This window comes from Pauljensenia sp. 20925_1_27, assembly GCF_041432835.1.
Lineage (GTDB): Bacteria > Actinomycetota > Actinomycetes > Actinomycetales > Actinomycetaceae > Pauljensenia.
The window spans coordinates 58,422-73,245 of sequence record NZ_JAPWAH010000002.1 but is presented as its reverse complement, the minus strand read 5'-3'; the positions used below and the strand labels follow the sequence as shown (position 1 = coordinate 73,245).

At 63.4% G+C, this 14,824-nt stretch carries 12 protein-coding genes; 7 read left to right on the top strand and 5 right to left on the bottom strand.

Annotation, left to right across the window (positions count from 1 at the left end; all coding sequences use genetic code 11):
• Window positions 1–49: 49 nt before the first annotated feature.
• Window positions 50–1,060, top strand: a complete 1,011-nt coding sequence (locus tag O3684_RS01850; RefSeq protein ID WP_500064674.1) for a hypothetical protein — start codon at window positions 50–52, stop codon at window positions 1,058–1,060.
• A 130-nt stretch (window positions 1,061–1,190) separates the two neighbouring features.
• Window positions 1,191–2,678 carry an alpha-amylase gene (locus tag O3684_RS01845; RefSeq protein WP_500064673.1) on the top strand — a complete coding sequence of 496 codons (1,488 nt, stop codon included), beginning with the start codon at window positions 1,191–1,193 and terminating at the stop codon, window positions 2,676–2,678.
• Window positions 2,679–2,743: 65 nt separating this feature from the next.
• Here O3684_RS01845 and O3684_RS01840 read toward each other — a convergent pair whose 3' ends face one another.
• Entirely contained in the window at window positions 2,744–3,562 is an 819-nt protein-coding gene (locus O3684_RS01840) for a YbjN domain-containing protein (protein WP_500063026.1), read from the bottom strand.
• A 107-nt stretch (window positions 3,563–3,669) separates the two neighbouring features.
• Here O3684_RS01840 and O3684_RS01835 point away from each other — a divergent pair, with 107 nt between their 5' ends.
• Both O3684_RS01835 and O3684_RS01830 read left to right on the top strand, forming a co-directional pair.
• A complete protein-coding gene (locus tag O3684_RS01835; protein WP_500064672.1) occupies window positions 3,670–4,758 on the top strand; it encodes an EcsC family protein in 1,089 nt (362 codons plus the stop codon).
• A gap of 85 nt (window positions 4,759–4,843) precedes the next feature.
• Complete coding sequence (locus tag O3684_RS01830; RefSeq protein WP_500064671.1) at window positions 4,844–5,932, top strand: EcsC family protein; 1,089 nt, start codon at window positions 4,844–4,846, stop codon at window positions 5,930–5,932.
• A gap of 15 nt (window positions 5,933–5,947) precedes the next feature.
• Here O3684_RS01830 and O3684_RS01825 read toward each other — a convergent pair whose 3' ends face one another.
• Window positions 5,948–8,827 carry a hypothetical protein gene (locus O3684_RS01825; RefSeq protein WP_500064669.1) on the bottom strand — a complete coding sequence of 960 codons (2,880 nt, stop codon included), beginning with the start codon at window positions 8,825–8,827 and terminating at the stop codon, window positions 5,948–5,950.
• A gap of 281 nt (window positions 8,828–9,108) precedes the next feature.
• On the opposite strand from O3684_RS01825, the gene O3684_RS01820 reads away from it, so the two are divergent.
• Both O3684_RS01820 and O3684_RS01815 read left to right on the top strand, forming a co-directional pair.
• Window positions 9,109–9,696, top strand: coding sequence for a GNAT family N-acetyltransferase (locus O3684_RS01820; protein WP_500064667.1), 588 nt, complete (start codon window positions 9,109–9,111; stop codon window positions 9,694–9,696).
• A gap of 137 nt (window positions 9,697–9,833) precedes the next feature.
• Window positions 9,834–10,298: a MerR family transcriptional regulator gene (locus tag O3684_RS01815; protein WP_500064665.1), complete on the top strand. Its 465-nt coding sequence runs from the start codon at window positions 9,834–9,836 to the stop codon at window positions 10,296–10,298.
• 91 nt (window positions 10,299–10,389) lie between these two features.
• Here the strand turns inward: O3684_RS01815 and O3684_RS01810 are convergent, their stop codons facing one another.
• Window positions 10,390–11,556: a family 20 glycosylhydrolase gene (locus tag O3684_RS01810; protein ID WP_500064664.1), complete on the bottom strand. Its 1,167-nt coding sequence runs from the start codon at window positions 11,554–11,556 to the stop codon at window positions 10,390–10,392.
• A 187-nt stretch (window positions 11,557–11,743) separates the two neighbouring features.
• Here O3684_RS01810 and O3684_RS01805 point away from each other — a divergent pair, with 187 nt between their 5' ends.
• Window positions 11,744–13,237: a glutamine synthetase family protein gene (locus tag O3684_RS01805; protein ID WP_500064662.1), complete on the top strand. Its 1,494-nt coding sequence runs from the start codon at window positions 11,744–11,746 to the stop codon at window positions 13,235–13,237.
• A 61-nt stretch (window positions 13,238–13,298) separates the two neighbouring features.
• Here the strand turns inward: O3684_RS01805 and O3684_RS01800 are convergent, their stop codons facing one another.
• Entirely contained in the window at window positions 13,299–14,243 is a 945-nt protein-coding gene (locus tag O3684_RS01800; protein WP_500064660.1) for a hypothetical protein, read from the bottom strand.
• Entirely contained in the window at window positions 14,240–14,818 is a 579-nt protein-coding gene (locus O3684_RS01795) for a 1-acyl-sn-glycerol-3-phosphate acyltransferase (protein WP_500064658.1), read from the bottom strand. The genes O3684_RS01800 and O3684_RS01795 overlap by 4 nt, the downstream gene beginning before the upstream one ends.
• Window positions 14,819–14,824 lie beyond the last annotated feature (6 nt).

Sequence of the window (14,824 nt, the reverse complement as noted above, 5' to 3'; positions counted from 1 at the left end):
GCGTATCCAGACCTCGTACTGAGGCGACAATGGAGTGTAAAGGAATGGCATGTGGGGCAGTCTCAACAAACCTGGCGCTCACGGTGAAAACGTCGGAAATGGGCGAGACCTGCAGCGCCAAACAAGTGGTGGGGAGTTGACAGCAGCTCAACGGAGCGAGGCTGAACAGCAAGCGGTCGAATTCCTGAAGAAGGTCGTACGTGTGCCCGGTGTCCGCATCAGCCGCGACGATTTCCTGCGCCAGGAACTGCGTGAGCGTGGCGTGCCCGAAGAGGTGATTCGGAGGGCGATCGACACCAACCCTGCGTTCGCTGGCATCCCGCTAGCTGAACTCGATAGGCTGGCTGAGCAAGTTATCTCCTACGAGACAAACAAGTCCGCAGCAATATCCTTTGCTGCGGGCATCCCCGGTGGATTTGCGATGCTTGGGACAATCCCCGCGGATCTTACGCAGTACTACGTGCATGCTTTCAGGATTGTGCAGAAGCTCGCCTACCTCTACGGCTGGCGTGAACTGCTCAGGGCGAAGGAAGATGTGGACGACGAGACGATCGGTGTCATTGCCATCTTCTTTGGCGTCATGCTCGACGTTGAAAACGCGGCCATGTCTCTCGCGTCTTTCGCGAGTTCGACCGTGATGAACACTGTTAAAAAACAAGTGACCAAGCAGCTTCTTGTGAAGACCTCGTGGTATCGGGCTGTCAAAAAGACCTTGCGCTCGATCGGCGTCAATCTCACCAAGAAAGCCTTCAATCAGGGATTCTCAAAGGTACTCCCTGTCATTGGCGGCGTTGTGTCGAGCGGTTTGACTTTTATGTCGCTTCAGTCGCAGTCATCTCGATTGAAAAAACACCTGCGAGAGCTTCCGCCTCCCGGTATCGACAGTGAAATGTGGAAGCAAGTACTTGCTGCGGCAGACTCTGTTGAACACGAACAGAGTTTCTTGGCGGCTACCGATGCAGCATTCCAAGGAAGAGTTGGGGTTGCTGCAGTTGGTGTGGTGAGCGCAGCATCGGGTGTCACCAGCGGTGTCAGGGGCATCTTCGGGCGCCGCAAGTAACGACATCACCGACGAGGCCCGGGCTGGGACCGCGCTCATCAGCAGTACCCAGCCCGGACCTCGTTACGGTGTATACCCCGCCACTGTTTGCCTTCCTCACGCGCCCGGGGGAGGAGAAACCTGCCACCATATGCGGGTGAATGAGACGACGAAACCGGCACTGGCCTCGTCCCAGACTGAGGCGGGCCCCCTGATCCTGCAGGCATTCGCCTGGGACATGGCACCGGACGCCAGCCACTGGCGCTACCTCGCCCAGCACGCCCAAGAGATCGCGGACCTGGGCGTCACCATCATCTGGCTGCCACCCGCCTACAAGGGCCACGAGGGCATCGATGACGTCGGCTACGGCGTCTACGACCTGTACGACCTGGGCGAGTTTGACCAGAGGGGCTCCGTGCCCACGAAGTACGGGACGAAGGACGAGTACCTGGCCGCTATCGAGGCCCTGCACGAGGCGGGTATCGCGGTGTGCGCCGACATCGTCCTCAACCACCGCATGGGTGCCGACGCGACCGAGACCGTGCGAGCCACCCCGATCAACCCCCAGAACCGTCACGAGGCGATCGGCGAGCCCGAGACGATTGAGGCGTGGACCCGCTTCACGTTCCCGGGGCGCGCGGGCGCATACTCAGACTTCACGTGGGACTGGACGTGCTTCCACGGCATCGACTGGGATGAAGCTACGCAGCGCAAGGGTCTGTGGCTCTTCGAAGGCAAGCACTGGAACGAGTCCGTCGACACTGAGTTCGGCAACTTCGACTACCTCATGGGCTGCGATGTGCACGTCACCGATCCGCGCGTCAGCGAGGAGCTGGACCGCTGGGGTCGCTGGTACGTCGAGACGACCGGCGTGGACGCGCTGCGCCTGGACGCCGTCAAGCACGTCGGCTCCGACTTCTACGCGCGCTGGCTGAGCGACCTGCGCACCTCCACGGGCCGCCTCCTACCCGCCGTCGGCGAGTACTGGAGCGGCGACGTGCGCGAACTCGAGGCATACCTGCGCGAGGTCCCCAACGCCATGCTCTTCGACGTACCCCTGCACTACCACCTCCACGACGCGTCGATTTCGGACGGCAACGTTGACTTGTCCCGACTGTGGGAGAACACGCTGACAGCGTCCCACCCCGACCAGTCCGTCACGTTCGTCGAGAACCACGACACCCAGCCCGGACAGTCCCTGGCCTCCACGGTTGCCCCCTGGTTCAAGGCCGCCGCCTACGCCCTCATCCTCTTCCACGAGGCCGGGGTTCCCTGCGTCTTCTGGGGTGACCTCCTCGGTTCTCCTGATTCTGACGACCTGCCCGCCGTGCGCGAGCTGCCGATCCTCATGGGGATCCGTGCCCGCGCGGCCGTCGGCCCGCAGCACAATGCCTTCGATGATCCCGACGTGGTCGGCTTCGCACGTGAAGGCAAGGACGAGATCCCCGGTTCCGGCTGCGCCGTCATCCTCTCCGATCGGATGGCCGCCGAGAAGACCCTCTACGTGGGAACGCGTCACGTGGGCGAGGAATGGGAATGCGTCATCGGCGGCCACCCGAGCGTGCGCGTCGCGGACGATGGGACCCTCACCGGCACCGTGAGCGACGGAGGCCTCAGCGTCTACGCGCCGCGCGCGTGAGCGCATCACACGCCCCGGCCTCGTCCATGATGTCGACGAGGCCGGGAAACGTGTGCGTACGAGCGCTACTCCTGGGTCCCACCCAGGGCGGGAATGCGTTCGATCTGATCCTTGAAAAAGGCCTCGGCCGACGCGACGAAACGCTCGATGCTGGTCGAGACCTGCGCGTCCGTGAGCCCGTAGCGGGCGGTGACGAACTGCTCGGCGCACAGGCGCTGACGGCCGTCGTCCAGCGACGCCACGTAGACCTTCGGCCACGTGGTCGCCCCGTTCCAGTCATTGCACGCCTGAATGAGGCGCTGACGAAGCTCCATCGACACGTCCTCGGGGATCGCGGCCCACATGCTCAGGTCCGTGCCATCGTTCGCGATCGAGAAGATGAAGTAGCCGCGCCCGATGCCCATGTGCAGGCTCTGGTCTTCCACCCTGTAGTTGAAGTCGTTACGGTCGAAGTAATCGATTAGCCGTTGCACGTTGAGCGGACGCACGATGGTGCGGCGCGAAATGGCAGCCTTGCATTCGGCGATGATTTCCGGCGCGTCCTCGTTGGTCGGATCCATGGCGACGCACTGCTCCAGGTACGTCAGCGCGCTCTCCTCCTCGTCCTGCCAGTACAGGGCCGTGCCAATCCGGTAGTACCAGCGAGGGTCCGCCATTCCTTCAGCTTCGACGCTGCGCAGCAGCTCGATCGCGTGCGTGATGTGATCGCGGAACGAATCCATGTAGGGCTGCGCGTAGTTGATGTAGGCGCGCGCCAGCAGACTCGTCAGCTCGTAATCCATCACCGACGGGGGCTGCCCCTCGATGAGCGCGATGATCTTTTGGTGTTCCTTCTCCTCGTGCAAGAGATTAATCTGGTCGATGAGCGACGAGCGAGAATCCACGGAATCTCCTTCAAACGATGCCGAATGTGACTGCCTGATCACAAGCATAACAGGGCGCGTGTCGGCTCCGAGCCGCTGATGGACCGCTCGCTGTGTAGGCTGACAGGATGGACCAGACCGGCATGAATGAGGACCGCGTGAACGACGACCTGCGTGCGCGTATGAGCGAGGCCGACGCCGCCCAGTGGGACGAAATCCAGCAGTGGAAAGCCTCTCAGCTGAGTGACAAACGCCCCCGTGCTATCACGCACAAGGTGAGGTCCGCCGCCCTCGCACCGGTAGGCAAAGCAGTGTCCATCGCACGCAAGGTCCCCGGCGGGGAAGCACTGACCCGAACTATGTCATCCGCAGCCCTCGGACTGGTCGAGCTGGCTGCCTCCGCATCCGAGGCCTCGGTGCGCCGCACGCGCATCCTCAAGGCTTATCGCGCGGCCGGACACGACGTGACAAGCCTGCGAGACATCCGCTCTCTGCCCCTCGACCAGGTGCTCGCGGTCAAGCCTCGCCTGAGCCTCGCATACTCGGGTACGGCAGCCGCGGAGGGGGCGGTCAGCGGCGTGTTCGCCTCCGGGGGCTCTCTCGCCGCTGTGCTCGGCATGGGGGTCGCGTCGGCGCCCGGCGTGGGTGTCACGGCCTCGGCGATGGCCGTCGATATTACGACCTTTCTGGCAGCGGCCACGCGTCTCGTCGCGCACACCGCGGCCTACTACGGCTACGACTCCGAGGATCCCTCAGAGCGCCTCTTTTCCACGATGGTGCTCTCCCAGGCGATCGACCCGGCCGGCAGCGGGCGTGACTTCATCGTCGAAAAGCAAGCGACAATGCTCGCCTTCAACCAGGTGATGCGCGACCTCGCGCGCAAGGGATCCCTCGAGTCGCTCGGCGGAAGCGCGATCGTGAGCGCCATGAAAACACTCTTCTCCGCGATGGGCGTTCGTCTGGCCAGCCGCAAGCTCGCGCAGATCGTTCCCGTCGCAGGAATCGTCGTGAGCGCAGGGCTCAACGCGGCGCTCATGCGCACCATCGGGGAAACGGCGGATCACCTCTACCGGGAACGTTTCCTCGCGGAGCGTTACGGTCGCGCGATGGGCAATGGCGAGCCGTCGACTGCCCTCGTGGTTGCCACGCAGGGAAGAGACTTGAACGAGGACGTCGCTCGCTACCTCGAACTGACCGAGGCTGAGAGCCGTGCGTAGAGCGGTGGCTCTCTATCAGGCGAAAGACTTCGGCGTTGCTTGCGGATGCGAAAACGCCGCCGCCTGATGGTGCGCAGGGATGGTCATGAGCGAAAGTACGGAGGAGATGAACGACGCGATCGACGAGATGCGTGCGCGCATGAGCACTGACGATCTCGCCCAGTGGGACGCAATCCAGGAATGGAAAGCCGCGCAGATTCGCCCCATCAGGCCTCGTGTGATCTCGCAGCGTATTCGCTCGTATCTGCTCGCGCCCCTGGCGAAGGCCGTTTCTCTTGCCCGCAAGGTGCCCGGTGGGGCAGCTGTCACTGGTGCGGTGGCCTCCGGGATCCTCAGGCTCGTCGAGCTCGGGACATCAGCCGCCGAGTCTTCGATCAACCGCGCGCGAATCGTGAGGGCTTTCCGTCGGGCTGGGTGTGATATCGAGTGTCTCGAGGACATCCGACACCTGAGCCTGGCGCAGATTCGCTCAGTGAAGCCGCACCTGAAGGTGGGCTATTGCGGAGTCGCGGCTACTGAGGGAGCAATCAGCAGCATCGTCGCGTCAGGAGGATCGGTCGCTGCACTTGCCGGACTAGGCGTTGCTTCGGCCCCCGGCGTCGGCGTGGTGGCGGGCGCGATCGGACTCGACATTATGACGTTCCTGGCATCCGCGACGCGCCTGGTTTCTCACACGGCTGCCTACTACGGGTACGACACCGCAGACCCCGCGGAAGACCTTTTCGCCGCGATGGTTTTGTCCCAGGCGATATCTCCGGAGAGCGAGGGGCGCACCTTCGTCGTCGAGAAAGAGACGTCGATGCTCCTCCTCAACAAGGTGATGCGCAAGCTCGCTCGGCGCGGATCGATGGAGACCATCGGGAACAATGCGCTCACCGCGTCGGTCAACTCCCTGTTCGCGGCTCTCGGAGCGCGACTCGTCGGCCTGAAGATGGCCCAGATTGTGCCGATTGTCGGCATTATCGTGGGCGTGAGCCTCAACGCGTCCCTCATCCGTACGATCGGCGTGACCGCGGATCACCTCTACCGTGAACGCCTTCTGATGGAGCGTTACGCGCAGGGGGAGGATGAGGATTCCCCCGCAGCGGGTGCTACGGGGGAATCCAACGAAGATGATCTGGATGCGGAGGTCACCCGCTACGTGGAGCTGGCCGAGGCCGAGGGCCGCCGATAGCGGTCCCCGCCCTGATCAGCTCCTCGAGTTCCAGTTCTGCCAGTCGTTCCAGTCGTCGTCCTGAGCGTCGACCGAGATCATCGGCATACGCGCGGACGAGGCCTGGTCCTCGTTCTCCGCCTCAATGGCATCGTTGTGGTCCTCGCGCTGCTTGCGGCGCTTGCCCCAACCCCAGCGCTTGCGGCGCTTCGACTCGCCCTCCTGTTCGCGGCGCGCCTCCTCATTCCACGAGAATTCGGAGTTCCAATCTTCCTGGAATTGGGCGGGTACCGCCGGTGCCTGGGGCGTGACGGACGGCTGTGGGGCGACGGGCGCCTGGGGAGCCTGCGGCATGGCCGGAGTCTGCGGCACGAACGGAGCCTGCGGCATGGACGTCTGAGGCTCCTGTGTCTGCGCGACCCGAGGCGTTGCAGGCGTGTACGGCGCGGCCGGCGGAACGGAAGCAGCCGCCTGTTCGGGCGCGGCTGGTGCGGCCTCCGTACGTGAAGGTGCAGACCAATCGAAGGAATTCACTCGGCGAACACGCGGGATCTGGGCGGTCGGTAGCTCGCCGTCATCGATCACGGGAACGAACGAGGCCTGCTGCGTAGGTGCGGATTCGGGCTCGGGCGCAATGACGGGTTCGGGAACCGCAATCGGCTCGGGCTCGGGCTCGGGAACCACAATCGGCTCCGGCTCGGGCTCGGGTGCGACGATGGGTTCCGGTTCGGGAACCGCAATCGGCTCGGGCTCGGGAACCGCAATCGGCTCGGGCTCGGGCTCGGGTGCGACGATGGGTTCCGGTTCGGGAACCACAATCGGCTCCGGCTCGGGCTCGGGCTCGGGTACGACGACGGGTTCGGGTGCGACGATGGGTTCCGGTTCGGGAACCACAATCGGCTCCGGCTCGGGCTCGGGTGCGACGATGGGTTCCGGTTCGGGCTCGGGCTCGGGCTCGGGAACCGCAATCGGCTCGGGTTCGGGCTCGGGTGAAGGCGCGACCTGAGGAATCGTGACCGGCGCGAGTCGCGGAATTGGAATGCGCGTCGGTGTCGGAATTGTCTCGGGTTCGGCCTCGGGTACGATGATGGGTTCCGGTTCGGGCTGAGGAACAACGATGGGTTCCGGCTCCGGTTCCGGTTCGGGCTGGGGGATGATGATTGGCTCGGGCTCGGGCTGAGGAACGACGATGGGTTCCGGCTCGGGCTCGGGTACGGGGACGGGTTCCGGCTCCGGTTCCGGTTCGGGCTGGGGGATGACGATCGGTTCAGGCTCGGGCTGAGGAACGACGATGGGTTCCGGCTCCGGTTCAGGCTGGGGGATGACGATCGCTTCGGGCTTAGGCTCGGGCTGAGGAACAACGATGGGTTCTGGCTCAGGTGCGACGGCATGCCGAACCTTCGGGATCAGCATTGTTGCAGGAGCATCATCTTGGTCTGCGGGCGGCACCGGCACAGGGTCCGAGACGCGCGACTCGCTATGTGCACGCTCAGTTGCCGGGTGCTCGTGGTAGACCTCGGCCTCGCGCGTGACGGCCTTAGCCGTCGAGACCTGCTCAGCCGAGATGTCCCGGGCGGGCGCAGGAGCGGGCGCAGGAGCAGGATCTGCGGGAGCTGAGGGCACATAGCGATCGGAGCGACGCTGGGGGGTGCCTGCAATCGCAGTGGCGTCCTGCCCCTGGGGGAACCCCGGAGCATAGTTCGCAGCAGGTGCATCCGACCCCTGAGCCATCGGCTGCATCGGCTGTGTCGGCTGCGCAGGGAAAACGGCGGGGCGGTGCCCGTTGCGCGAGCGCCTGCGCTTTGGAGGCTTCGCTGCCTGAACGGGAGCCTCGGGTGCGGGAGCCGCAGGTTCGGGACGCGACTTGTGCTGCCAGACAAAGCCGGTATCACGCGGCTTGGGCTGTGGGAGCGAGGCGAGATCGAGCGCAGACGAATCGGCTGCGGAGGGGCGTCGCGCCTCCTCGGACGAAACCGTTGCTCCTCGGCCCTGATCCACCGCCGGGGCGGTGGCAGTCCGTGGTGACATGTCTGCGGATCGCTCCGGAGCGTAGGGCCCCGAGCCCTGCATCCCCTGAGGGGCGCTCGGGCGACGCACGCGGGACGGAGGCGTGCTCTGTCCCACGCCCTGCGCGGACTCCTTCGAGCGCTTCGAGCGAACCACGTAAATGACGATGACGACGACCAGCACGATGACGATGAGGCCGACAATTAAGCCGATCAGGAGTCCGAGGGAGGGACCAGAAGAAGAATCGGAATCGGATGAGGCAGGGGTTGTGTTGTCGGAGGCTGTTTTACTTCCGGGCACGGGGGTTGCACCCCACGGATCCTTCAGCGCGTTCGCGCCGGCCGCTGCGGCCGGATTCCCGCCGGCTGCAAGTGTTCCATTCACTGTGATGACCTGCGGGACAGTGTCGGTCCATGTCGACACGGAGAGAGCTCGTCCTTCGTAGGTCGTTGCAGAGGTCGCTGCGCCCGATGTTGCGGACTGTACTTCGCCCTCGACGCTGAGAGACACGGAGACGAAAGTGAGGGAAGCGCCGAACGTCTTTCGATACGCGGCCAGGGTCTGGTCAGTGCGAGCAGAGAGCACGAATGTCCCCGAGTTTTGGAGGGTGAACTCGGATTCATCCTGGGCGCGCGTGTACATCAACTGCATGTGGCAGATAGTGGCGTCGTCGCGCGTGACAAACTCGACGTGCTGGTCTGTGGAGCTACCTGCATAGGGCGTGCATGCGGATTCACTCATCGTCCGAGAGGGATCGACGATGGTCAAGGTGTCGACGAGCTGGCCGTCCTTGGTGAGGACGTATGCCTCAGACAGAGTCTGGGCGTCCGCTGCGTGAGCGCCGAATACGACCGTCGACGTGATGAGTAAAGCCCCGAGCGTGGCACACAGGGCGCGAAAGAATCGCATGCAGTCCTCCTGGTATGAACCACTCGATTATCGTCTGTTCGTGGATACAAAGCAACGAGGGGCGTCGGGAGTGATCTAGCCTGACCGGTCGTCAAATAAAGCTGAGGGGACTGTCAAAGGCGAGTGTTCCGTATTGACAAGGTGAGATCGTGCCCTGTCACGTAGTATGACAGGTATCTACCTAAGGTCAGGTTTTCGATGGCCGGTTAGGTGAAAAGCTGAATGAACTGAGGAGGGGTCCTGTGAAGTGTCGACCTGCCACGCGTGCCGATATTCCCGAGATGACACGAATTATCACCGAGGGATTCCTTGACTATCCCTTGCACATCATGCTGAAGCCCTACCTCTACCGGTCGGAGCATTACCCGGAATGCGTCACTGTAATCAATCGCATGCTTGCGGATTCGTACCAGCGGGTCCGTCATGCCCTCGTCGTTGAGCATGAAGGGCGGGTTGTGGGCGCGGCACTCCTGCACGATCGCAAGGTTGGATTTGTCCGGAGCTTCCTCAGTGGCGGGTATGAGTTCTTTCGCTATGCATCGCCCTTGCTCGTGAAAGAGTTCTCGGACGCTGTGGATTCAGGGGACCAAGTGACGGCTGAGAAAGGTGACTTCGACTGGTATCTGGAGGTGCTCTCCGTCGATAAGCAGATGCGAGGGCGTGGTGTCGGTCGTTGGCTCGTCTCGCAGGTTCTTCCGGACTATGTGGCCAAACGTGGTGGGCGCGCGTATGGATTTGTGACGTCCACCGAAGAGAACGCGCGCTTTTACCTCAATGGTGGGTGTGAGCTTCTGGATCGATTCGACATACATATGCGTGATGAAACATGTCCGATTTGGTCCTTTCAGAGGCGCGCAGAGCGTCTTTGATGAGCGATCCAACGGGCCAATTGCGTTGCGCTCCGGCCCTTCGTCCGCAGCCTAGTCTTTTCGCAGGTCGTAGCGCGTGATGCACGTCCCGCAGTTCCGCTTGACTTCAAGGGCTTGAGGTCTTTTAGGGTGAAGCTATGGCAGGAACTGGCTCCGGGCGCACGTACTCCATTAAGGAGGTAGCGGCGCTCGTTGGCTTGCCCCCGTCCACCCTGCGCTATTACGAGGATGTCAGCGTTATTCCTGCCATCGCTCGCGATGCCTCGAGCGGGCATCGCATATACACCGAGGATGATCTCGAGCTACTGACCTGGGTGTCGTGCCTGTCTGCATCCGGGATGTCGATCGCGGACATGCGCGAATATGTCCGCTCCGGCCTGGGTGGGGACAGGGACATCTCCGAGTTCGTGACCCGGCTGGAACAGCAGGATGCCCGCCTCCAGGAGGAGGCGCAGATTATTGACCTTCGTCGTGAGTTCTTGCGCACAAAGATTGCTTACTGGCGCGCGATCAAACACGAGGATGCCGCAGAAGCTGAGCGCTTGGATATCGATGCGCGCGCGCTCGCGGAGCGCCTCAAGAAGTGGTCAATGCGTTCGTGAAAGCCTAGTGGGGCGGTCTTCATGCCTGCTCCGAACGTCGCCCCGCTAGGGGGCACGGGGCCGCGTATCCGGGTGGATGCGCGGCCCTCATTCATGATCGCCCCGGAGTCCAGTAGGGGATGTGCTGCCTCAAGTAGGCCATCTCTCGCTCGATCGCCCGGGCAAGGTGCTCCAAGGGGAGCGCATCGTCCCCGTGCCATGAGATTTCACTGACGACGAGGAGTCTGGGGAGCAGGTGGTAGAAGAGTAGGTCGGGGGTCGTCACCAATGTGGACCAGGCAACGGCCTCGACGCCTTTGAGTCGCTCGCTGTGAAGCATGGGCGGGAGCTGCTCGGCGATCTGGTGCGCGGTGAGTGGGGGCTGTGGTGACGAGGAATCGAGTGAGGGGTGGCTGAGGGTTAGCAGGTCGGAGTCTGCGAGTATCCATGAGGCACCCGACGTGGCTGCGTCCTCGTTCTCGGTTCCACTGTGGCGTGAGGAGAGGAGGATCGTCCCAGGTGGTGGGCCGCCGTAGGCGTGGATTGCCGTGTCCCATGCGGCCGCGCGCCGGCCGTGGAAGTGGAGGACGCGCATGGCTCTGTCGATGAAGAGGCGCTCAATGTCTCGTCCGGAGCCGAGGCCAGCCTGTGCGAGCCGTCGGTCCCGTTCCCATGGGCTCCAGTCCGTGCGGGGTATGCCGATGTGGATGATGGGGGAGGGGAATAGATCGCAGGCGTGATGGAAGGCGGCCTCGACGAATTGGAGGGATGAGGCGAGGGGCCACAGCGTTGAGTTGTCCTCTTGGGGGGAGACGAGGTCGGGGTTGCCCAAGTGCGGGTATGCGTGGATTGCAGCGCCGGCTGCGGATGGGATTGAGATTTCCGGAATGATGCGCACGTCCCGCAGCGCGGCGAAGCGAACGAGGTGTCGAATGTTTGCGTCGGAATAGAAACCCTGAGTGGTGCGTGCGGGTGACGTACGCCATGAGCCTGATTGCTGGGGTGTGCACGTGCGGTCGTACCAGTGTGCCGGATTTCGTGGAATCTGTGCTCCGACAGATGTGAGCGCCGGGTAGCCGGGTACTGGGAGACGCCAGCCTGCGTTGTCTGTCAGATGCCAGTGCAGGATGTTCAGGCGGTAACGCGCCATGACGGTGATGATGAGCTCCATGACGGGCACTGACCAGAATGTGCGTGCGGAGTCAATGAGGAGGCCGCGCCACGAGCATGCCGGTGGCTTGGTGGGATCGTGAGGGAAGGGGGAGGGTGATGTCGCCATTGCGTTTCCTAGAAGTGGACTTATTAAAGTGTAACAAGCGTCACTTGTGCTGAGGGTCGGTTTAAAGGGTGTCAATCTCTTCAGTTTCAAGGGAAATGGTGAATATCTTCCGACTGTCGGGTTTGTCATTTAGGGATACAATACCTCTGCTAATGTGAACCTAGTCATACTCGAAGAGGAGTGTTTTATGCTGTCGACTGACACAGTGTCTCTGAACCCCAACCCGCTGGTGCAGGCCCTCGGAAAGCCCGCGAAGGAATTCACGAAAGCCGACATCATCGGCTACATCGAAGACAATGACATCCAGATGCTCAACCTCCGCTATGTCGGAGGGGATGGGCGTCTGAAGACCCTGAACTTCGCGATCCAATCCAAGGCTCACCTGGACCGGGTGCTGACGCTCGGAGAACGCGTCGACGGTTCCTCGCTGTTCGCATTCGTCGAGGCGACCTCCTCGGACCTGTATGTCGTGCCGCGCGTGGCCACGGCGTTCCTCAATCCCTTCGCGCACATCCCGACCGTGGATATTCTGTGTGGCTTCTACGATGTTGACGGCCAGCCCCTGGCCTCGGCGCCCCAGGAAATCCTGCGCAAGGCGCAGCGTGCGCTCAAAGAGGAGACGGGCTGCGAACTGCAGGCACTCGGCGAACTCGAGTACTACCTATTCTCGGAAGAAGAAGAACTATTCCCCGTCGAGCCCCAGCGCGGCTACCACGAGTCCGGTCCCTTCTCGAAGTGGGAGGACATGCGCACGGAGACACTCGCACACCTCGTTGCCATCGGCGCCTCGGTGAAGTACGCCCATTCCGAGGTCGGTAACTTCGTTGCCGACGGACGTCAGATGGTTCAGCAGGAGATCGAGTTCCTGCCCGTTGACGCCCTGGACGCGGCCGACCAGATGGTACTCGCCAAATGGGTGCTGCGCGAAGTCGCCCATTCCTACGGCATCCATGTCTCCTTCTCGCCGAAGATCGCCGTGGGACAGGCGGGTTCCGGCATGCACTTCCATACCCGCATCGTGAAGGACGGCGTCAACCAGTTCTCGACAGGATCCGGTCTGACGGACACCGCGCTCAAGGTGATTGGCGGCTACCTGTCGCATGCGGCATCACTGACCGCATTCGGCAACACGGTCCCCACCTCGTTCCTGCGTCTTGTTCCCCACCAGGAAGCACCGACCTCGATCTGCTGGGGTGACCGCAACCGTTCCGTGCTCGTGCGCGTCCCACTCGGCTGGCAGAACATCGACGACTCGATGTTCCGTGATGCCAACCCCAACGAGCCGCCGATCGTCGATCTGCCCAATGACTCTCAGACCGTGGAGCTGCGCAGCCCTGACGGGTCCGCAGCAGTCCACCTGCTCCTCGCCGGCATCGCCGTCGCCGCGCGTCTCGGCCTGACACAGCCGGGCATGGAAGAGTACGCCCGCGAGCGCAAGGTCGACGGCGACGCATCGCAGACCCCCGGCCTCGACCAGCTGCCGGCCTCCTGCTTCGAGGCTGCCGACAGGCTTCTCGCTCAGCGCGCGGACTATGAAGCGAAGGATGTCTTCCCGGCAGGCCTCATCGACTCGTGGGCGTCCCGCCTCATCGACCTGGGAGACGAACACCTGCGTGATGACCTGGCAGACTCGCGCGTGTCAGTCGAGGAACTTGTGGAGCGCTACTTCCACATCGGCTGATCCATCGACAAGTGGCCCCGACCTCGTCCCCGAGGTCGGGGCCACTGTGGTCCGTGGACGCCTAAGAGTGGTCGGGCGGGGAAAAGCGCTCAGTGGCTGACTGAGCGTCAGGACGGTCGCAGGCCTGAGCACTCGCGGGTGCATTCTCCTCGGACGTTGACGAGGTCGGCGCGAGAGACCGCCTCCCGTAGGGGGTGGCAGCGCTCTTGCGCGTCGAAGCGGAGCGTCGCTGCGCGTCACGCAGCGTAGCGTCACGCTCGAACTGCGCGTCCGCAGCCACCTGGCGCGAGCGCGCAGATCGTCGCGCGAGACCAGTGATGACAGCCAGCGCAAGGACGCTGCCCGTGATGGCCGCGATCGGTGTCAGCGACCGTGCAGTGGAGGTGTGCACCCGCCCGTCGGAGGATGCTGCAACGGGTGCCGACGGCGATGGGCTAGGGGAGGGCGCCGCGGTGGGCGCATCGGTGTCAACAGTGCCCGTCGCGCTCACGTTGCCGGTGACATCGTGCCAGGTGACCGTGCTCGCGTCCGTCTTCGTCGAAGCCCCGGGGGTGGTGATCTGCCCGTCGTTCGAGGCATCGACGATGACGGAGCTGTGCGCGATCAGAGTGACGGACTCGATGGACGCAACAGCGTCGGGCGTTGCGAAGCCCTCCAGGAGACGCGTCGACGTCGACTTGAAGTGGAAGACCCCGCCGTCGTCGACCGAGACGACCTCAGCGCCGCCGTCCTCAAGGTCCCACGTGAAACGGCACCCGTCCACGCCGTCGACCGTCACGAGGAGGGAAGACGTCGCCTTGGCGGCCGTGCCCATCGACTGACACTGCTCGCCAATGAGCGCCTGATCCGTCACCAGCGTCACCTGATGGGTCGCGCTGACGCCCGGCGTCATTTCGTAGACCTCGGCCAGGCGGATCTGCGTCGGGTTGTCGGCGAGCGTTGCAGCCCCGCCCGCGGTCAGGGCGAGAGCCCCTGCGGTACCGAGCAACGCTCGCACACACCTCATGCGGCCTCGTCCTCCGCACGCAGGCGAGGAACCGACGTCTTCTCCGGGCGGATCCCCACCTTGTCCGCGTAAAACGCGCGGATAACCTCCATGTCGGCGCGCACGTCGCCCGTCAGCTGGTACGTCGGACCCCAGCCGAAGGTGCGGGTGTTGCGGTCAATAAAGCCGAGTTGAATCGGCACGCCCGCCTCCATCGCGATCCGGTAGAAACCGGACTTCCAGTAATCGCGGTGCGAACGCGTGCCCTTCGGGGTGATGCACAGCGTGAATGAATCCGCCTCGCGGATGCGCGAAGCGACCTGGTCGACGAGGCCGTGCGCGGCGCTGCGCTCCACCGGGACGGCGCCGATCTTCTTGACGAACCAGCCGAGCAGCGGTGCCTTGACGACGGAATCCTTCACCAAGAATGAGAACGTGCGCCCCGACTTCCACATGGAGATCGCCATGAAGACGCCATCCCAATTCGAGGTGTGCGGGGCGCCGATGACGATGACCTTGTCCGGCAGGGGCTGGGTGGTCAGCTTCCACCGGGAAACGGACAGGTATGCGGACGCGATCGCGGAGGTGAGAGCCATGGGGGC